The sequence below is a fragment of the Streptomyces poonensis genome (assembly GCF_014650915.1).
GTDB lineage: Bacteria > Actinomycetota > Actinomycetes > Streptomycetales > Streptomycetaceae > Streptomyces > Streptomyces poonensis.
Genome location: NZ_BMVW01000001.1, coordinates 1,018,027 through 1,036,902, shown reverse-complemented (window position 1 = coordinate 1,036,902; position 18,876 = coordinate 1,018,027). Strand labels below are relative to the sequence as shown.

At 71.3% G+C, this 18,876-nt stretch carries 17 protein-coding genes; 12 read left to right on the top strand and 5 right to left on the bottom strand.

The genetic code is table 11. The annotated features are described in order from the left end of the window. Window positions 1–61 precede the first annotated feature (61 nt). From IE242_RS04505 to IE242_RS04495, 3 genes are all read left to right on the top strand, one after another. Window positions 62–1,120: an LCP family protein gene (locus tag IE242_RS04505; RefSeq protein WP_189856404.1), complete on the top strand. Its 1,059-nt coding sequence runs from the start codon at window positions 62–64 to the stop codon at window positions 1,118–1,120. A 133-nt stretch (window positions 1,121–1,253) separates the two neighbouring features. After that, window positions 1,254–1,607, top strand: a complete 354-nt coding sequence (locus tag IE242_RS04500) for a YciI family protein (protein WP_189855461.1) — start codon at window positions 1,254–1,256, stop codon at window positions 1,605–1,607. Between the two features lie 46 nt (window positions 1,608–1,653). Then, entirely contained in the window at window positions 1,654–2,946 is a 1,293-nt protein-coding gene (locus tag IE242_RS04495; RefSeq protein WP_189855459.1) for an RNA polymerase sigma factor, read from the top strand. A gap of 36 nt (window positions 2,947–2,982) precedes the next feature. Here the strand turns inward: IE242_RS04495 and IE242_RS04490 are convergent, their stop codons facing one another. Continuing rightward, entirely contained in the window at window positions 2,983–4,209 is a 1,227-nt protein-coding gene (locus IE242_RS04490) for a class I SAM-dependent methyltransferase (protein WP_229858160.1), read from the bottom strand. A gap of 249 nt (window positions 4,210–4,458) precedes the next feature. On the opposite strand from IE242_RS04490, the gene IE242_RS04485 reads away from it, so the two are divergent. The 4 genes from IE242_RS04485 (at window position 4,459) to groL (ending at window position 8,965) form a co-directional block, all read left to right on the top strand. Next, window positions 4,459–5,406, top strand: coding sequence for a polysaccharide deacetylase family protein (locus tag IE242_RS04485; RefSeq protein ID WP_189856402.1), 948 nt, complete (start codon window positions 4,459–4,461; stop codon window positions 5,404–5,406). After that, window positions 5,403–6,425, top strand: coding sequence for a polysaccharide deacetylase family protein (locus IE242_RS04480; RefSeq protein ID WP_229858157.1), 1,023 nt, complete (start codon window positions 5,403–5,405; stop codon window positions 6,423–6,425). Before IE242_RS04485 ends, IE242_RS04480 begins: the two co-directional genes overlap by 4 nt. A gap of 451 nt (window positions 6,426–6,876) precedes the next feature. Further along, on the top strand, window positions 6,877–7,185 hold the full coding sequence (gene groES / locus IE242_RS04475; RefSeq protein ID WP_189214834.1) for a co-chaperone GroES: 309 nt from the start codon (window positions 6,877–6,879) through the stop codon (window positions 7,183–7,185). Between the two features lie 154 nt (window positions 7,186–7,339). Next, on the top strand, window positions 7,340–8,965 hold the full coding sequence (gene groL / locus IE242_RS04470; RefSeq protein ID WP_189855456.1) for a chaperonin GroEL: 1,626 nt from the start codon (window positions 7,340–7,342) through the stop codon (window positions 8,963–8,965). Between the two features lie 164 nt (window positions 8,966–9,129). On the opposite strand, the gene IE242_RS04465 is transcribed toward groL, so the two are convergent. From IE242_RS04465 to IE242_RS04455, 3 genes are all read right to left on the bottom strand, one after another. Beyond that, window positions 9,130–9,903, bottom strand: a complete 774-nt coding sequence (locus tag IE242_RS04465) for an SDR family NAD(P)-dependent oxidoreductase (protein ID WP_189855454.1) — start codon at window positions 9,901–9,903, stop codon at window positions 9,130–9,132. A gap of 51 nt (window positions 9,904–9,954) precedes the next feature. Then, on the bottom strand, window positions 9,955–11,499 hold the full coding sequence (locus tag IE242_RS04460; protein WP_189855452.1) for a multicopper oxidase family protein: 1,545 nt from the start codon (window positions 11,497–11,499) through the stop codon (window positions 9,955–9,957). A 94-nt stretch (window positions 11,500–11,593) separates the two neighbouring features. Continuing rightward, entirely contained in the window at window positions 11,594–12,262 is a 669-nt protein-coding gene (locus IE242_RS04455; RefSeq protein ID WP_189855449.1) for an MOSC domain-containing protein, read from the bottom strand. A 79-nt stretch (window positions 12,263–12,341) separates the two neighbouring features. On the opposite strand from IE242_RS04455, the gene IE242_RS04450 reads away from it, so the two are divergent. Next, window positions 12,342–13,238, top strand: coding sequence for a LysR family transcriptional regulator (locus tag IE242_RS04450; RefSeq protein WP_189855447.1), 897 nt, complete (start codon window positions 12,342–12,344; stop codon window positions 13,236–13,238). 82 nt (window positions 13,239–13,320) lie between these two features. Here IE242_RS04450 and IE242_RS04445 read toward each other — a convergent pair whose 3' ends face one another. Next, a complete protein-coding gene (locus tag IE242_RS04445) occupies window positions 13,321–13,650 on the bottom strand; it encodes a WhiB family transcriptional regulator (protein ID WP_189855445.1) in 330 nt (109 codons plus the stop codon). Window positions 13,651–14,039: 389 nt separating this feature from the next. Between IE242_RS04445 and IE242_RS04440 the strand changes: the two genes are divergently transcribed. The 4 genes from IE242_RS04440 (at window position 14,040) to IE242_RS04425 (ending at window position 18,506) form a co-directional block, all read left to right on the top strand. Further along, window positions 14,040–14,651: a response regulator transcription factor gene (locus IE242_RS04440; protein ID WP_003948568.1), complete on the top strand. Its 612-nt coding sequence runs from the start codon at window positions 14,040–14,042 to the stop codon at window positions 14,649–14,651. A gap of 304 nt (window positions 14,652–14,955) precedes the next feature. Next, entirely contained in the window at window positions 14,956–15,531 is a 576-nt protein-coding gene (locus tag IE242_RS04435) for a sigma-70 family RNA polymerase sigma factor (protein ID WP_030571403.1), read from the top strand. Between the two features lie 194 nt (window positions 15,532–15,725). After that, complete coding sequence (gene guaB / locus IE242_RS04430; protein ID WP_189855443.1) at window positions 15,726–17,231, top strand: IMP dehydrogenase; 1,506 nt, start codon at window positions 15,726–15,728, stop codon at window positions 17,229–17,231. 150 nt (window positions 17,232–17,381) lie between these two features. Continuing rightward, window positions 17,382–18,506, top strand: coding sequence for a GuaB3 family IMP dehydrogenase-related protein (locus tag IE242_RS04425; RefSeq protein WP_030571409.1), 1,125 nt, complete (start codon window positions 17,382–17,384; stop codon window positions 18,504–18,506). Window positions 18,507–18,876: the final 370 nt, after the last annotated feature.

Genomic DNA, 18,876 nt, shown 5'->3' with positions numbered 1-18,876 from the left:
GTAACAATCCGGACTTACGTTCCTGCCTGTGAGCGAACGTGCGACCGAACGTGCGACCGACCTGACCGGAGAAGACGAGCCCGCGGGCAGACGCGGGGACCGGCGGCCGAAGTGGCTGAAGACCGCCGGTCTCACGCTCGCCGGTCTGCTCGTGCTCGGCGCGGGGGCGGCGGGCTGGGTGTACTGGCACCTCAGCGACAACATCACCAGCGTCGACATCAACAGCGCGCTGGGCGACGACCGCCCGCCGAAGTCCGTGTCGACCCCGGCGGTGTCTCCCTCCACCTCCGCCTCGCCCGTCCCCGTACCGAGCGGTGCCCTGAACATCCTGGTCCTCGGCTCCGACTCGCGCAGCGGCGAGGAGAACGCGGAGCTCGGCGGCGGCGACGACTCCGGCGGCGCCCGCTCCGACACGGCGATGGTGGTCCACCTCGACGAGGGCCGGACGACGGCGACGGTCGTGAGCATCCCGCGCGACACCCTGGTCACCCGGCCGTCCTGCCCGCTGTCCTCGGGCGGGTCGACGGAGGTGGCGTACCGGGCGATGTTCAACAGCGCGTACGCGGTGGGCGGCCCGGTCTGCGCGGTGAAGACGGCCGAGTCCCTCACCGGCGTCCGCATGGACCACTATCTGGAGATCGACTTCTCGGGATTCGCGAACCTGGTGGACGCGCTGGGCGGGGTCACGGTCACCACGGACGAGGACATCGACGACGAGGACAGCCACCTGGAGCTGGCGGCCGGCACCCACCACCTCGACGGCGAACAGGCCCTCGCCCTGGCCCGCACCCGCCACGGCATAGGCGACGGCAGCGACCTGGGCCGTATAACCCTGCAACAGCAGCTGGTGAAGGCCCTCCTGGACCAGATCGCGTCCACGAACCTCCTCACCAGCCCCACGAATCTCTACGAGGTCGCCGACGCGGTCACGGCCGGTCTGACGACGGACACGGAACTGGACTCCCTGACCGAACTGGTGAGTCTGGGCCGCAGCCTCGCCGACCTCACCTCGGACCGGGTGGAGACGGTGACGATGCCGGTGGTCACGGCCCCCTCGGACCCGAACCGGGTGGTGGCGGACGAGCCGGAGGCGACGGAGCTGTGGGAGTCGCTGAGGTAGAGAGCTCCCGCGGATCTCCGGTCGAGAAGAATTTCTCCGGGAAAAATCAGGGAGCGTGTCGATCCGGGGGTTCGCCGTTCGACGCCAAGGGTGAGAGGCGGGGAACGGCCCCGCCGCACACCGAGGAGTCACCATGCCCCGCTACCTGTCGCTGGTGCAGTACGACGAGAACAACATCCCCGCCGAGGGTGTCAGCCCCGAGGTCCAGCACCGGATGGGCGAGCTGCTGGAGGAGATCACCAAGGCGGGGGTGCTGCTCGACACCGCCGGGCTGCTGCCGTCCGCGCAGGGCAAGAAGGTGCGGCTGGAGGCCGGTGCCGTGTCCGTCACGGACGGGCCGTTCACCGAGTCGAAGGAGCTCGTGGGCGGGTACGCGCTGATGCAGTGCAAGGACATGGCCGAGGCCGTGGTGTGGGCGAAGCGCTTCGTGCAGGCGCACGTGGGCTGGACCCTCACCTGCGAGGTGCGGGAGATCAACGAGGGCTGAGGCCGAGCCTTGCCCGTACGCCTGTACGGGTGTCGGATGGTGGGCTGTGACAGCACAGCCCACCACCGGACCGGACGACACCGCCCGTGACACCGAAGCGGCCGCCACCCTCGAGACCGTCTTCCGCATCGAGTCCCCCCGGATCATCGCCGCCGTCGCCCGCGTCGTGCGGGACGTCGGCATCGCGGAGGAACTGGCCCAGGACGCCCTGGTCGCGGCCCTGGAGCAGTGGCCGCGGGACGGCGTGCCGAACAATCCGGGCGCCTGGCTGACGGCCGCCGCCAGGAACCGCGCCGTCGACCTCGTACGGCGGCGGGAGACGTACGCGCGCAAGCTGGAGGAGGTCGGGCGGGACCTCTCCGCCGCCGGCGCGCACCACCTCGACACGCCCGCCGATCCGGACGACATCGACGACGACCTGCTGCGGCTCGTCTTCACCGCCTGCCACCCGGTCCTGTCCGCCGAGGCCCGCATCGCGCTCACCCTCCGCCTCCTCGGCGGGCTGACCACGCCCGAGATCGCCCGTGCGTTCCTCGTGCCGGAGGCGACCGTCGCGCAGCGCATCGTGCGCGCCAAACGCACCCTGGCGGCGAAGGGCGTCGCCTTCGAGGTGCCCTACGGCCCGGAGCGCGCGGCCCGGCTCGGCTCCGTGCTGGAGGTCATCTACCTGATCTTCAACGAGGGGTACGCGGCCACCGCCGGCGACGACTGGCTGCGGCCCGGCCTGTGCGAGGACGCCCTCCGGCTCGCGCGCGTGCTCGCCCAGCTCATGCCCAAGGAGCCCGAAGTGCACGGGCTCCAGGCCCTGCTGGAGCTCCAGGCGTCGCGTACGGCCGCCCGCACCGGCCCGTCCGGCGAGGCGGTCCTCCTCGAGGACCAGAACCGCCGCCGCTGGAACCGCCTGCTGATCGCCCGCGGTTTCGACGCCCTCGCCCGGGCGCACGCCGCCGCGCCGGGCGCCCCCGGCCCGTACGTCCTCCAGGCCGCCATCGCCGCCTGCCACGCCCAGGCGTACACGTACGAGGAGACCGACTGGCCGCGGATCGCCGCCCTGTACGGGCTGCTCGCCGCCCGCTCCCCGTCCCCCGTCGTCGAGTTGAACCGCGCGGTCGCCGTATCGATGGCCGAGGGCCCCGGCCCGGCCCTGGAGATCGTCGACGGCCTCGCCGCCGAACCCGCTCTCCGCGGCTACCACTTGCTGCCGAGTGTTCGCGGGGACATCCTCGTCCGCCTCGGGCGTACGCAGGAGGCGAGGGCGGAGTTCGAACGGGCGGCGGAACTGGCGGGCAACGAACGGGAGCGGGCGTTGCTGCTGGGGCGGGCGGCCGACGCGGGCTGACGGGCGGGACCGCAGGGAACGGCTCGGGTCGGGCCCTCAGACCGGACGCACCGGTTCCGCCGGGTGCCCGACCAGCATCGTCGGCGCCCCCGCCACCCGCGTCAGGAACACCGTCGCCGCGTTCGGCCCCTGCGGCTTCACCTTGCGGCGCAGTTCCTCCGGCTCCACAGCGGAACCCCGCTTCTTCACCGTCAGCACGCCGACCGCCCGCTCGCGCAGCAGCGCCTTCAGCTTCTTGACGTTGAAGGGCAGCTGGTCGGTGATGCGGTAGGCGGTGGCGTACTCCGTCGGCCGCAGCTCGTCGGCGGTGATGTACGCGATCGTCTCGTCGATCAGCCCGCCGCCGACCTCCTCGGCGACCTCGGCCACGAGATGCGCGCGGATGACGGCCCCGTCGGGCTCGTACAGGTAGTCCCCCACGGGACGTACCTCCGGGTCGGGCAGCCCGCGGCCGGCGAGCGTGCGCGGGCCGGGGAGCAGGGTCGCCCGCACCCGTGCGGCACTTCCGCCCGGCTCCGTGCCGAACCACAGCACCGCCTCCTTGACGTCCCCGCCGTCCGAGATCCACTCGGCCTCGGCCTCCGCGGGGACCGTCTCGTGGGGGATGCCGGGGGCGATCTTGAGCGCCGCGCGGGGAGCGCTGCGGGCCGCCTCGACGGCCCAGGAGAGCGGGGGAGAGTACGCCTCGGGGTCGAAGATCCGGCCTCGGCCGCCGCGCCGGGCGGGGTCCACGAAGACCGCGTCGTACGGGGCCGTGTCGATGCCGGTGACGTCCGCCTCCCGTACCTCGACCAGCTCCGACAGGCCGAGCGCCGCCGCGTTCGCGCGGGCCACCGCCGCCGTCAGCGGGTCCCGGTCCACGGCCAGCACCCTGATCCCGGCGCGGGCCAGTGCGATCGCGTCCCCGCCGATCCCGCAGCACAGGTCGGCCACCGAGGTCACCCCGAGAGCGCGGAAACGCTCCGCCCGGTACGTCGCCACCGTGGTCCGCGTCGACTGCTCGACGCCGTTGGGTGTGAAAAACATCCGCTCGGCGTCCACCGCCCCGAACTTCGCCGCCGCCCGCTGCCGTAGCCGCGCCTGGGCGAGCGCCGCCGAGACCAGGTCGGCCGGGTGGTCGCGGCGCAGCCGGGTCGCGACGGAGAGCTCCTGGTCGGGCCGGGTGCCGCGGACCTCGTCCAGGAGGGCGCGGCCCTCGGGGGCGAGGAGGGCGGCGAGGGCGGCGAGAGGGGTGAGAGGAGCCGGCGAGGCGAGGTCGTTCACCGGGACATTGTGGGCCAGTCGGTGGACGGTGCGCGTTCGGCGGCGGTGTCGGGCCGGGCGGCGGGTCGGGGACTGCGAGGATGCGGCACCATGCAGCTCATACGACAAAACAATCAAAAGAGTGCGAAGTGGGCCAAGGGGGCGAAGTGGGTGAAGCGGATGGAGTGGGCGGAGTGGGCGCGGGTACGGACGGGCGTGTCGGCGCGCGCGCAGGCGCGGGCGCTGTCGGGGGCGCTGTCGGGGGCGTCCATGCAGACGTCACTGCGAGCGCCAGTGCGGACGTCGGCGCGGTTGTCGGCACGGGGCGGAGCGGCCCTGCTCGCCGTCGCCGCCCTCGCGTGCGCCGGGTGCGGCGGCGGGACGCCGCACGGGAAGGGTGACCGGGCGGCGCGGCCCGCGCACGGCCAGGAGCGCGTCCTCAGCGCGCCTCCGGCCCGCGCCCTCGACCGGTACGCCTCCGAACTGGGTCGCTCACACGCCGCCCGGGTCGCCGCCGCCAAGCGCTGGGGACTCGCCGAGGTGCCCCTGACGCCGCCCGCGCCCCCGGCGCGCAAGCCGACGCTCGAGACCCGTGAGGGATTCGAGGTCGACGGGCACCGGACGCGCCGCCTCCCGCCCGTCTTCACCACCGTCCCCACCCGGCAGCGGGTCGTCTTCCTCACCGTGGACGACGGCGCCGAGAAGGACCCGGCGTTCCTGCGGATGATGAGCGAGCTGAACGTCCCGTACAGCGCCTTCCTCAGCAACTACCTCGTGAAGGACGACTACGGCTACTTCGGGCGCATGCAGGACAGCGGCGTCACCCTGAACAACCACACGCTCCGCCACCGCTTCCTGCCCGATCTGTCGTACAAGGCGCAGAAGCGCGAGATCTGCGGAATGCAGAACGTCATCGAGAAGCGGTACGGCAAGCGGCCCGTGCTCTTCCGGCCGCCGTACGGCGACTACGACCGCGACACCCTGCGCGCGGCCAAGGCCTGCGGCATCAAGGCCGTGCCGCTGTGGAACGCGGAGGTCTTCGCCGACCGCTGGGAGTACCGCGAGTGGGACCGCGACATCCACCCCGGCGACATCGTCCTCACCCACTTCCGGGGCAAGGACGACTGGAACGGCACGATGCCCGACATGGTCCGCCGCTTCCTGAAGCTGGTGACGGACAAGGGGTACGCGGTGGCTCGCCTCGAGGACTATCTGTGAGGCGGCGCGTCCTGTGCGCGGGCGCGCTCGCCGCCGCACTCCTCGCCGGGCCGGCGGGGCTCACCGGGTGCGGCCGGCCGGGGGACACCGCCGGCCGGGAGGGCGGGACGGCGGCGGAGAGCGGGGGCACACCCGGGACCGGGACCGGGGCCGGAGCCGGGACGGGTGCCGGAGAGGGAACCGGCGCCGCAGACGGAACCGCGCGCCCGTCCGGAGCCGGCGGCCGCGAGGACGGACCTGAGACCGGAGCGCGTGAGGAGGGGTCCGGGACCGGCAGGCGTGCGAAGACGCGCGGGAACCGCGAGCGTGCGCACGGATCCGGTGAGCCGGTGTACCGCCGCTGGGGGCTCACCGCGCCGCTCGCCCCGCGTCCGAGGACACCCGACCGGCCGCCCGCCGCCCCGGGCGCGGCGCCGGGGCTGCCCCCGGTCGTCGACCACATCCCGACGAAGGACGAGGTCGTCTTCCTGACCTTCGACGACGGCGCCGAACGGGACCCGCGGTTCGTCGACCTGGTCCGCGAACTGCGCCTCCCGGTCACGATGTTCCTCACCGACAGCGTCGCCGGCCCTGGGTACGGCCACTTCGCGCGGCTGCGCGGGGTCGGCGCCGGCCTGCAGAACCACACCCTCGACCACCGCTCGCTGCGCGGGCTGCCGTACGCCGGTCAGCGCGCCGAGATCTGCGGGCAGCAGGAGAAGCTGAACAAGCGCTTCGGGATCCGGCCCCGGCTCCTCAGGCCGCCGTACGGCACGTACGACACGGCCACGCTCCACGCCGCCGCCGAGTGCGGCATCTCCGCCGTCGTCCTGGGGCGGGCCTCGATGCAGGCCGACGGTCTGCGGTACACGACCGGACCGAACCGTCTCCGCCCCGGGGACATCGTGATCGTGATGGCCGACTTCAGGGCCCTGGAGGCGCCGGGCGGCGCATCGTCCCTCGCGCGGATGACGACACGTCTGCTCCGCCGGATCCAGGGACAGGGCCTCACGGTCGGCCGCCTGGAGGACTACCTCTGACCCCGGGCCCCGGCCCGCCCACCGCTTTCCTCCGGCGCACCCCGGGCGCTTCCCTCTGCGTGCTCCCCTTCTGGGTACTCCTCTTCCGCGTATCGCCGGGCGCTTCCCCTGCCCCTGCCGCCCGGCTCGGCCGGGTGTGCCGGGTCCGCCCGGCGGCCCGAGGAGCCCCGTCCGGCGCGTGGTCCGGCCGGCCTCCCACGGGGTCCGTGGCCCGGCCGCTCCGTCCGGTACCCGCCGCCCACCTGGCCACCCGGATCCCGGCGCCGCGCCACAGGCGATTGGCACTCCGCTTGACCGAGTGCTAACCGCGGTCATAGTCTCGGCTCTGGCACTCCCCCCTGGAGAGTGCCAACAACGCGACGGGCAGGTCCGGCACCCGCGACGACGGATCGACCTGGTCGCCACCTCAGACAGTTAACCCCGTGAGATCTCCGAAGGGGGAGGTCGGATCGTGACGACCGCCAGCTCCAAGGTTGCCATCAAGCCGCTCGAGGACCGCATCGTGGTCCAGCCGCTGGACGCCGAGCAGACCACGGCCTCTGGCCTGGTCATCCCGGACACCGCGAAGGAGAAGCCCCAGGAGGGCGTCGTCCTCGCCGTGGGCCCGGGCCGTTTCGAGAACGGCGAGCGCCTGCCGCTCGACGTGACCGTCGGCGACGTGGTGCTCTACAGCAAGTACGGCGGCACCGAGGTGAAGTACTCCGGCGAGGAGTACCTCGTCCTCTCGGCCCGCGACGTGCTCGCGATCATCGAGAAGTAAGTCGACGAGAGTAAGTCGACGGCAGACAGGTCGACTTCACTCGACGCACTTTTAGCTCAGCGACTGCGCCCCTGGCCCCCTGCGACCCCTAAGAAGCCGGGCGCCCGGGGCGCAGTCAGTTCCTCCCTAGATTTCCGAGAGGGCTCACGCTCCCATGGCGAAGATCCTGAAGTTCGACGAGGACGCCCGTCGCGCCCTCGAGCGCGGCGTCAACAAGCTCGCCGACACCGTCAAGGTGACCATCGGCCCCAAGGGCCGCAACGTCGTCATCGACAAGAAGTTCGGCGCCCCGACCATCACCAACGACGGCGTCACCATCGCCCGTGAGGTCGAGATCGAGGACCCGTACGAGAACCTCGGCGCCCAGCTGGTGAAGGAGGTGGCGACCAAGACCAACGACATCGCGGGTGACGGCACCACCACCGCCACCGTCCTGGCCCAGGCGCTGGTCCGCGAGGGCCTGAAGAACGTCGCCGCCGGCGCCTCCCCGGCCCTCCTCAAGAAGGGCATCGACGCCGCCGTCGCCGCGGTCTCCGAGGACCTGCTCGCCTCGGCCCGCCCGATCGACGAGAAGTCCGACATCGCCGCCGTCGCCGCGCTGTCCGCCCAGGACCAGCAGGTCGGCGAGCTCATCGCCGAGGCGATGGACAAGGTCGGCAAGGACGGTGTCATCACCGTCGAGGAGTCCAACACCTTCGGTCTGGAGCTGGACTTCACCGAGGGCATGGCCTTCGACAAGGGTTACCTGTCGCCGTACTTCGTGACGGACCAGGAGCGCATGGAGGCCGTCCTCGAGGACCCGTACATCCTCATCCACCAGGGCAAGATCTCCGCCATCGCGGACCTGCTGCCGCTGCTGGAGAAGGTCATCCAGGCCAACGCCTCCAAGCCGCTGCTGATCATCGCCGAGGACGTCGAGGGCGAGGCCCTGTCGACCCTCGTCGTGAACAAGATCCGCGGCACCTTCAACGCCACCGCCGTGAAGGCCCCCGGCTTCGGCGACCGCCGCAAGGCGATGCTGCAGGACATGGCGGTCCTCACCGGCGCCACGGTCGTCTCCGAGGAGGTCGGCCTCAAGCTCGACCAGGTCGGCCTGGACGTCCTCGGCTCCGCCCGCCGCGTCACCGTCACCAAGGACGACACCACCATCGTCGACGGCGCCGGCAAGAAGGACGACGTGGAGGCCCGCGTCGCCCAGATCAAGGCCGAGATCGAGGCCACGGACTCCGACTGGGACCGCGAGAAGCTCCAGGAGCGCCTCGCGAAGCTGGCCGGCGGCGTGTGCGTGATCAAGGTCGGCGCCGCCACCGAGGTGGAGCTGAAGGAGAAGAAGCACCGCCTGGAGGACGCCATCTCCGCGACCCGCGCCGCGGTCGAGGAGGGCATCGTCTCCGGTGGTGGCTCCGCGCTGGTCCACGCCGTCAAGGTCCTCGAGGGCAACCTCGACAAGACCGGCGACGAGGCCACCGGTGTCACCGTGGTCCGCAAGGCTGCCGTCGAGCCGCTGCGCTGGATCGCCGAGAACGCCGGCCTCGAGGGCTACGTCATCGTCTCCAAGGTGGCGGAGCTGGAGAAGGGCAACGGCTACAACGCCGCCACCGGCGAGTACGGCGACCTGGTCAAGGCCGGCGTCATCGACCCGGTGAAGGTCACCCGCTCCGCCCTGGAGAACGCCGCCTCCATCGCCTCCCTCCTCCTCACGACCGAGACCCTGGTCGTCGAGAAGAAGGAAGAGGAAGAGCCGGCCGCCGCCGGTCACGGCCACGGCCACGCGCACTGACGTACGCAGACAGGGCATGAACGAAGGCCCGGCTCCCCGCAAGGGCGCCGGGCCTTCGCGCTGCCCGGCGCTACTGCTTACCGCCCGGCTGTGCCGCTCACCGGCCAGTCGTGTTGCTTGTCGCCCGCTTGTCCTGCTCGCTGCCCGGCCGCGCTGCTCGCTGCCTACCGCGGCCCGTACTTCCGTCCCGTCCTCGACGTGATCCCGCCCAGCAGCGACCGGGGCACCAGCTTCGTCGCCCCCATCAGCACCTTGTACCGCGGATCCGGGATGGACAGCGACTTCCCCCGCGCCAGGTCGTGGAGCGCCTCCGTGACCACCTTGTCGGCGTCCAGCCACATCCAGTTCGGGATGTTGTCCGTGCCCATGCCGGCCCGCTGGTGGAACTCGGTGCGCACGAAGCCGGGCGCCAGCGCCATCAACCGCACCCCGCTCCCGGCCAGGTCCCGCGCCGCGCCCTGCGTGAACTGCACGACCCACGCCTTGGACGCCCCGTACGTGCCGCGTGGCACGAAGGCGGCCACCGACGCCACGTTGACCACACCGCCCCGGCCCCGCTCCCGCATCCCCTCGACCGCCGCCGAGGTCAGCCGGAGCACCGCCTCGCAGTGCACCTTGAGCATCGTCAGCTCATCGGCCATGGAGACCTCGAGGTAACGGCCCTTGTTGCCGAAACCGGCGTTGTTGATCAGCAGGTCGACCGGACTCTTCCGGTCGGCCAGGCGCCGCTCCACCGCCTCGATGCCGTCGTCCGTCGCCAGGTCGGCCGACAGCACCTCCGCCTCGATGCCGTGCCGGTCGTGCAACTCCGTGGCCTGGTCCCGCAGTCGCTTGGTGTCGCGCGCCACCAGGACGAGGCTGTGGCCGTCGGCCGCCAGCCGCCGTGCGAAGGCGGCACCGATGCCCGAGGTCGATCCCGTGATGAGAGCCGTTGTCATGACGCAAGATTAGTGACCCGGACTGAGCTGGTCCGCTCCTCGAACCGGCCTTCACCTGTCCTTCCCGTGTCCCGCACCGTGGTCGTCCGCGTGTCCCGTCGGCGTGCCCGCCCGCTCTCCCTTCTCCACCACCGCGAACTGGCCCATCATTCCCTCGTCCTCGTGGTACAGGAGATGACAGTGGTACATGTACGGCGTGTCCGGATCCGCCGGGCCGTCGAAGCGCAGCGCCAGCTTCATCGTCGTGCCGTTCGGCAGGAACACCGTGTCCTTCGGACCGCGCAGCGCGGGCGGCGGCGCCGAGCCGTTCACCTCCATCACCCGGAACTGCACGTCGTGCACGTGGAAGTTGTGCGGCATGCCGTCGGCGTTGCGGACCGTCCACACCTCCGTCGTCCCACGCGTCACCGTCTCGTCGATCCGGCCCATGTCCATCGCGCGGCCGTTGATCCCACTCCGTTTCAGATCGAAGTACCTGCCGCGGACGGCGTCGGTGCCGTCCGGGGTCTCCGGCTCCCCCAGCGCGGCGGGCAGCGCGGGTGACGTCCGCAGCCGCCCGGCCGCCCGCAGTTCCAGTACGTCGAAGGAGTCGTCGCCCCCGGCGAACCGCCGCTGCCAGACGTCCCCGTAGTTGTCCTGCGGGAAGCTCCGCAGCACCACCCGCTCACCGGCCCGCATACGCACCACGATCTCGGCCCGCTCCCCGGGCGAGAGCTGGACGCGCTCCATGGCGGCCGGGCGCTCCAGCAGCCCGCCGTCCGTGGCCACCAGCGAGAACGAGCGCCCGTCCGGGAACCCGAAGGCGTACGTGCGGGCCGTGGAGGCGTTGAGCAGGCGCAGCCGTATCAGCTCGTCGCCGACCTCCTGGTACGGGCTGAGCGTGCCGTTGACCATGGTGCGGTCGCCCAGGAAGCCCACGCTCTGCATGATGTTGCGGCCGCCGTCGAGTTCCCCATCGTCGAAGCGGACGTCCTGGACGATGACGGGGAGGTCGTCGACGCCGTACTTCTTCGGCAGGGCGAGCCGGTCCGTCCTCTCGTCGCCGAGCAGGAACAGGCCGGCCAGGCCCTTGCGTACATGCTGCTCGGTCACGCCGTGCGGGTGCGGGTGGTACCAGAGCGTCGCGGCGGGCTGGTCCACCGTCCAGTGCGGGCTCCAGGTGGCGCCGGGCGCGATCGACTGGTGCAGCCCGCCGTCCATCCGCGCGGGCAGGTGCATGCCGTGCCAGTGCACGCTGGAGGCTTCGCCGAGCCCGTTCTCTATACGGACGCGGACCTTCTCCCCGCGTTCGGCACGCAGCGTCGGGCCGAGGTAGGAGCCGTTGAACCCGTAGGTCGGTGTCCGTCGCCCCGGCTCGAACTCCGTCTCGCCCGCCCGCATGCGTAAGTCGAAGACGCGCGTGCCGTCCTCGTCGACGGACGACTTCGCCAGCGGCGGTATCGCGAGTCGGTTGCCGAACCGCTCCTCGCCGACCGTGCTGACCTGGGAGCCGGTCCACAGCCAGGTGAACAGGCCGCCGACGGCCAGCGCGGCGACGGTGACGACCGAGCCGAGCACGATGAGGACACGCTTGAGACGAAACCCGTGACGAGACATGCGTCGAGCGTCCCGTCCCGCCGGCCCCGGAACATCCGGGATCTTCCCTGACCCGCCCCCGGTCCGGCCCCAAGCACCTTCTTCGGGTTCACCCCTAGGAGCTGTGCCGCGCCACGTACTTCTCCGCCTCCGCCCGGATCTCGGGATGCAGCGTGTCCCCCGCCGCCAGCACCCGCGGCAGCAGCTCCCGTTCCGCGGTGGTGGCACGGAACTGCAGGGCCACCGTCACGGTGTGGTCCGGCTGGTGGACGATCTCGATGGGATCCCCCGCCCGCACCTCGCCGGGCACGACGACCCTCAGGTACGCGCCGGGCGCCGCCCGGTGCGTGAAGCGCTTGACCCAGCCCGCTTCGCCCAGATGTCCCTGGAAGGTGCGGCAGGGAATACGGCCGCTCGTGACCTCCAGGATCACGTCGGCGCCGATCCGCCAGCGCTCACCGATCAGGGCACCGGAGACGTCGAGGCCCCGGGTGGTGAGGTTCTCCCCGAACACGCCGTTGGGCAGGGACCGGCCGAGCACGTGCTCCCACTCGTCCAGGTCCTCCCGGGCGACCGCGTACACCGCCTGGTCGTTTCCGCCGTGGTGACGTGTGTCGCAGACCGCGTCCCCGGCGACCCCGCTCCCGCCGACGCCCTTCGGGCCGGGCGCGGCCACGTACAGCGGCCCCTCGACCGGCTGTTTGTCGATGCCGGTCAATCCCTGCGACTGGGATGTGTAGTCGACGGTCTTCGGCCGTCCCACGTTCAGTGACAGAAGCTTCACGTCCGAACATTAAATGATCGAAGTCAAAGTGTCGATGGGATATCAGGGCGGAAGCCCAAGGCTCCCTTATGCTTGAGGTGTGATCGAGGCCCGACATCTTCGTGTTCTGCGCGCCGTGGCCGCCACCGGCTCCTTCTCGGCGGCGGGGCGCGAGCTGGGCTGCACCCAGCCTGCCGTCAGCCAGCAGATGAAGGCCCTCGAAGCCTCGGTCGGCACGCCGCTGCTGGTCCGCAGCGGCCGTGAGATGCGCCTGACCCAGGCGGGCGAGGCCCTCGCCCGGCACGCGGCCGGCATCCTCGCCGGGCTCACCGCGGCCGAGGAGGAGGTCGCCGCCATCGCCGGGCTGCGCGCGGGGCGCGTCCGGCTCGTCTCCTTCCCCAGCGGCAGTTCCACGCTGGTCCCCACCGCGCTGGCCGCCCTTCGCGCCGCGCATCCGGGCACGCGTGTCTCCCTGGAGGAGGCCGAACCGCCGAAGTCCGTCGAGATGCTGCGCGCGGGCGACTGCGACGTCGCGCTCGCCTTCCGGTACGCCGGTGCGGAGGGTGCGGACGAGTGGGGCGACCTGGTCGTACGGCCCCTGCTGGCCGACCGGCTCGTCGGCCTCGTACCCGAAGGGCACCGGCTGGCCCGTACGGCATCCGTGGCCATCGGGGACCTCGCCGGGGAGCCGTGGATCGCGGGCTGCCCCCGATGCCGCGGACAGCTGGTCGAGATCTGCGAGGGCGCCGGCTTCACGCCGCGGATCGACTTTGCGACCGACGACTATCCGGCGGTGGCCGGTCTGGTCGGCGCAGGACTGGGCGTGGCGGTCCTGCCGGAACTGGCCGTCGAGTCCGTGCGCCCCAAGGGCGTGCGGACGGTCACGCTGGAACCCGCCGTACGGCGGGAGATCGTCGCGCTCACCCTGCCGGACCTCGCGCGTGTCCCCGCGGTGGCGGCAACCCTCGACGAGCTCGCGAGGGCGGGCGCGCGGTAGCCCGTGCTCTGCCGACCGGTGGGGCCGACGACTGTCAAGAGCGGCCGGGAGGTAGTGGCCCGGCAACCGGAGAAACGTTCCTTCAAGTGTTCGAAGCGGGCCCGCTTCCTGTGGGCGACGCCGACACCAGCCGGTTGCGTGCCCGCCCCATGAGCTCTTCGCGCTCGTCCTCCGTCAGTCCGCCCCACACGCCGTAAGGCTCCCGCACCGCCAGGGCGTGGGCAGCGCACTCCGCGCGGACCGGGCACCTCATGCAGACCTCCTTGGCCGAGTTCTCACGAGCGCTCCGTGCCGCACCGCGCTCACCTTCCGGGTGGAAGAAGAGCGAACTGTCGACCCCGCGGCAGGCCGCGAGGAGCTGCCAGTCCCATAGATCCGCATTGGGTCCGGGAAGGCGGGAGAAATCTGCCATTTCGTGTCCCCTTGTTGCCGTTCTGGGCGGAGAAGCGCCCATGACCGTACTTCTACGATCTAAGGAGATGAAAATATGACTCATTGCAAATCTAGTGCCAGACACCAGCTAATGAGAAGAAAAAGGGCTGAATGGGGCATAGGTTGTGATGAAACGTTGAGGGTCCGTTGCGCATGTCTGCACCGTGTCCGCCCCCTCACGTAGAGTGCCGAACATGGCTCACCGCCCCGTAACTCTTTCGAGTGACCGTCGTTGAGAAGGCGGAGGCGGTTGAAGGAACAAGCGCTCGGGCAGGCGTCTCAGTCCGCTCGCGAGTGTCGACCGCACCGGTGACGATTCGTACCAGCCTGGAGGCTCAAGGTGACGCGCATCAGCTGCGGAGGGCGGCCATGACATCCGTCCTCGTCTGCGACGACTCCCCGCTTGCCCGAGAGGCGCTCCGTCGCGCGGTGGCCACCGTGCCCGGCGTCGAGCGCGTGACGACGGCGGCCAACGGCGAGGAAGTCCTCCGCCGCTGGGGTGCCGACCGCTCGGACCTGATCTTGATGGACGTACGCATGCCCGGCCTGGGCGGCGTCGAGACCGTGCGGCGGCTGCTGTCCGCCGACCCCGGTGCGCGCATCATCATGCTCACCGTCGCCGAGGACCTGGACGGCGTGGCGCTCGCGGTCGCCGCCGGTGCCCGCGGCTATCTGCACAAGGACGCCTCACGCGCGGAGCTGCGGGCCACGGTCACGCAGGCGCTCGCCGACCCCACATGGCGACTGGCCCCGCGCCGGCTGCGTTCCGCCGAGATGGGCGCCGCCCCGACGCTCACCGCGCGTGAGATCCAGGTGCTCGAAGGCATGAGTCACGGCCGGTCGAACGCCGAGATCGGCCGCGAGCTGTTCCTCTCCGAGGACACCGTCAAGACCCACGCCCGTCGGCTGTTCAAGAAACTCGGTGCCTCCGACCGGGCGCACGCCGTGGCGCTCGGCTTCCGTTGGGGCCTGGTCCGCTAAGTGGGCCGTAGCGGGGGAACGGGAATCCCCGCCTGCCGCCGGGCGGGCGGGGTTGCTGATCAGGGCCATGACCGGGGCACCTACCGCAGGGAAGGTGGGGCTGGCAAAGCGGCCCGCCGGGTGCCCGCTGCTCGTTTCGCCGCGGATGCCGCATCCTTGAGGTGTGGAGTTCCTCGGGGACGAGTCGGTCGAGCGGAAGGGGAGGGCGCAGGAGATGAGTTCCGGCGCACCTGCTCATAACGCTTCGGTGCACAACTACGGGCGCGGTGCCACGGAGCGGAAGACGTCAGGGCACCATGGACCGATGCGCGACGACGAGACGACGGTGATCGGTGCGCTCGTCCATCGCGCCGTCGACGGAGACGAGCAGGCCACGCACGACCTGCTCGCCCGCGTCCATCCTCTCGCCCTGCGCTACTGCCGCACCCGGTTGTCGCGGCTCCCGGGTGACGCGCGGCACTTCGTGGAGGACCTGGCGCAGGAGGTCTGCGTCGCGGTGCTTCTCGCGCTCCCGCGCTACAAGGACACCGGGCGGCCCTTCGAGGCGTTCGTGTTCGCCATCGCCGCCCACAAGGTCGCCGACCTCCAGCGCGCCGCGATGCGGCACCCCGGCTCGACGGCCGTCCCCTCGGACGAGATGCCCGAGCGGCCGGACGACTCGCTCGGCCCGGAGGAACGGGCCCTGCTCAGCAGCGACGCCGAATGGGCCAAGAAACTCCTGGCCAACCTCCCCGAGAACCAGCGGGAGCTGCTGCTGCTGCGCATCGCGGTGGGTCTCACGGCCGAGGAGACCGGCCAGATGCTGGGCATGTCGCCGGGTGCAGTACGGGTGGCGCAGCACCGGGCGCTCAGCCGGCTGCGGGCGCTGGCCGAGCAGTAGCCGGCGCCCGCCGCGCCCGCCTCCCTGGAGGCGGGCGCACGGAAGCGCCCCGGGTGGGCACGAGGAACGGACGACCCGCGCGTTCTTGTACGAACCTACAAAGCCGGGCGTCACATCCCATAGCGGAATGCCGGAGCCGCAGTTCCCGTTAGCATGGACGTCCGCACCGATCAAGGCCATCTGGGGAAGGTGTCATGACTGCAAACGTCGACGGAGTGCCCGGAAAATTCGCGACACTCGGGCTGACCTACGACGACGTGCTGCTGCTGCCGGGCGCGTCCGACATGGCGCCCGACGAGATCGACACCGCCTCGTACGTCTCCAAGAACGTCCGGGTGAACATCCCGCTGCTGTCCGCCGCGATGGACAAGGTCACCGAGTCCCGCATGGCGATCGCGATGGCCCGCCAGGGCGGCGTCGGCGTGCTGCACCGCAACCTCTCCATCGAGGACCAGGCCAACCAGGTCGACCTGGTGAAGCGCTCCGAGTCCGGCATGGTGGCGAACCCGATCACCATCCACCCGGACGCCACGCTCGCCGAGGCCGACGCGCTCTGCGCCAAGTTCCGCATCAGCGGCGTCCCGGTCACCGACGGCTCCGGCAAGCTGCTCGGCATCGTCACCAACCGTGACATGGCCTTCGAGACCGACCGCACGCGCCGCGTGAGCGAGGTCATGACGCCGATGCCGCTGGTCACCGGCAAGGTGGGCATCTCCGGTACCGACGCGATGGAGCTGCTGCGCCGCCACAAGATCGAGAAGCTTCCGCTGGTCGACGACGAGGGCGTGCTCAAGGGCCTGATCACGGTCAAGGACTTCGTGAAGGCCGAGCAGTACCCGAACGCCGCCAAGGACGCCGAGGGCCGGCTCCTCGTCGGCGCCGCCGTCGGCGTGGCCGGGGACGCCTTCGAGCGTGCCCAGGCCCTCATCGAGGCGGGCGTGGACTTCATCGTCGTCGACACCGCGCACGGCCACTCCCGGCTGGTCGGCGACATGGTCGCCAAGATCAAGTCGAACTCCTCGGGCGTCGACGTCATCGGCGGCAACATCGCCACCCGTGACGGCGCCCAGTCCCTCATCGACGCCGGCGTGGACGGCATCAAGGTCGGTGTCGGACCCGGTTCCATCTGTACGACCCGTGTCGTCGCCGGCATCGGCGTGCCGCAGGTGACGGCGATCTACGAGGCGTCGCTCGCCGCCAAGGAGGCCGGTATCCCGGTCATCGGCGACGGCGGTCTGCAGTACTCGGGCGACATCGCGAAGGCCCTGGTCGCGGGCGCCGACACGGTGATGCTGGGCTCGCTCCTCGCGGGCTGCGAGGAGTCCCCGGGCGAGCTGCTGTTCATCAACGGCAAGCAGTTCAAGTCGTACCGCGGCATGGGTTCCCTCGGGGCCATGCAGTCCCGCGGCGACCGCAAGTCGTTCTCCAAGGACCGTTACTTCCAGGAGGGCGTCGCCTCCGACGAGCAGCTGGTCCCCGAGGGCATCGAGGGCCAGGTGCCCTACCGCGGCCCGCTGTCATCGGTCGTCCACCAGCTGGTGGGCGGTCTGCGCCAGTCGATGTTCTACGTCGGCGGCAAGACGGTGCCGGAGCTCCAGGCCAACGGCCGTTTCGTCCGGATCACCTCCGCGGGCCTCAAGGAGAGCCACCCGCACGACATCCAGATGACGGTCGAGGCGCCGAACTACAGCCGCAAGTAGCACGTCGCGGCGGACGGCTGCCGAGCAGCAGACGAGCCGTACGCGCGCGTGGAGCACGCACAGAGGCGGTCCCGGAGGCTCCGGGACCGCCTTTGTGATGGGGTCGGGGATACTGGAAGGCGCTGAAACGCAGAGGGAAAGGCCACACACGTGAGTGAGATCGAGATCGGGCGGGGCAAGCGCGGCCGCCGGGCGTACGCCTTCGACGACATCGCCGTCGTACCGAGCCGCCGTACCCGGGACCCGAAGGAGGTCTCGATCGCCTGGCAGATCGACGCCTACCGCTTTGAGCTGCCCTTCCTGGCCGCCCCCATGGACTCGGTCGTCTCCCCGGCCACGGCCATCCGCATCGGCGAGCTGGGCGGCCTCGGCGTCCTGAACCTCGAGGGCCTGTGGACGCGGTACGAGGACCCGCAGCCGCTGCTCGACGAGATCGCCGGGCTGCCCGCGGAGACCGCGACCCGCCGCCTCCAGGAGATCTACGCGGCTCCCATCAAGGAGGAGCTGATCGGCCAGCGCATCAAGGAGGTGCGCGACTCGGGTGTGGTCACCGCCGCCGCGCTCTCCCCGCAGCGCACCGCCCAGTTCTCCAAGGCCGTCGTGGACGCGGGCGTGGACATCTTCGTGATCCGCGGTACGACCGTGTCGGCCGAGCACGTGTCCGGTGCCGCCGAGCCGCTGAACCTGAAGCAGTTCATCTACGAGCTCGACGTGCCGGTGATCGTCGGCGGTTGCGCCACGTACACGGCGGCCCTGCACCTGATGCGCACGGGCGCGGCCGGTGTCCTCGTCGGCTTCGGCGGCGGCGCCGCGCACACCACGCGCAACGTCCTCGGCATCCAGGTGCCCATGGCGACGGCGGTGGCGGACGTCGCCGCGGCCCGCCGGGACTACATGGACGAGTCCGGTGGCCGGTATGTGCACGTCATCGCCGACGGCGGGGTCGGCTGGTCCGGCGACCTGCCCAAGGCGATCGCCTGCGGTGCCGACTCCGTGATGATGGGCTCCCCGCTCGCGCGCGCGACCGACGCGCCCGGCCGGGGCCACCACTGGGGCATGGAGGCCGTCAACGAGGAGCTGCCGCGCGGCAAGAAGGTCGACCTGGGCACGGTCGGCACCATCGAGGAGGTCCTCACCGGCCCGTCGCACACCCCGGACGGCTCCATGAACTTCTTCGGTGCCCTCCGCCGTGCCATGGCCACCACCGGCTACAGCGAACTCAAGGAGTTCCAGCGGGTCGAGGTGACGGTGGCGGACTCGCAGCACCGGCGGTGAGGTGACGCCGCGCTCGGCGCGAGCGTCCTGAGCGGAGAGGGGCTCGGTTGCCTGTGGGCGACCGGGCCCCTTTCGCGTGCCCATCGCGTGCCCGTTGTGCGTCGGAAGGGCCTGGCGGGGGCGCTCTGTGCGGTGGAGAGGCGCGCGGTTGTCTCGGGGACGGATGCGCGGGGGAACGGCCGGGGCGAGGCGGTAGCGCTCGTGACCGGCGCCCATGGGACGTCACCGCAAGCCCACCCGCTGGGACCGAATCCGTCTTCGGATGGTGAAGTGCCGGAGGAGGTGGATCTTGTGGCTTCACGGACGGTGAGCGGCCGCCCCTAGGAAGAATAGGGGCGGACACCCGTGATCCGTCAGGAGCCTGCCGCAG

Excerpts from the sequence above, each read along its gene's own strand:
- IE242_RS04500 (WP_189855461.1), top strand. The coding sequence starts at position 1,254 with ATGCCCCGCTACCTGTCGCTGGTGCAGTACGACGAGAACAACATCCCC.
- IE242_RS04485 (WP_189856402.1), top strand. The coding sequence starts at position 4,459 with ATGCAGACGTCACTGCGAGCGCCAGTGCGGACGTCGGCGCGGTTGTCG.
- groL (WP_189855456.1), top strand. The coding sequence starts at position 7,340 with ATGGCGAAGATCCTGAAGTTCGACGAGGACGCCCGTCGCGCCCTCGAG.
- IE242_RS04465 (WP_189855454.1), bottom strand. The coding sequence starts at position 9,903 with ATGACAACGGCTCTCATCACGGGATCGACCTCGGGCATCGGTGCCGCC.
- IE242_RS04460 (WP_189855452.1), bottom strand. The coding sequence starts at position 11,499 with ATGTCTCGTCACGGGTTTCGTCTCAAGCGTGTCCTCATCGTGCTCGGC.
- IE242_RS04445 (WP_189855445.1), bottom strand. The coding sequence starts at position 13,650 with ATGGCAGATTTCTCCCGCCTTCCCGGACCCAATGCGGATCTATGGGAC.
- IE242_RS04440 (WP_003948568.1), top strand. The coding sequence starts at position 14,040 with ATGACATCCGTCCTCGTCTGCGACGACTCCCCGCTTGCCCGAGAGGCG.
- IE242_RS04435 (WP_030571403.1), top strand. The coding sequence starts at position 14,956 with ATGCGCGACGACGAGACGACGGTGATCGGTGCGCTCGTCCATCGCGCC.
- guaB (WP_189855443.1), top strand. The coding sequence starts at position 15,726 with ATGACTGCAAACGTCGACGGAGTGCCCGGAAAATTCGCGACACTCGGG.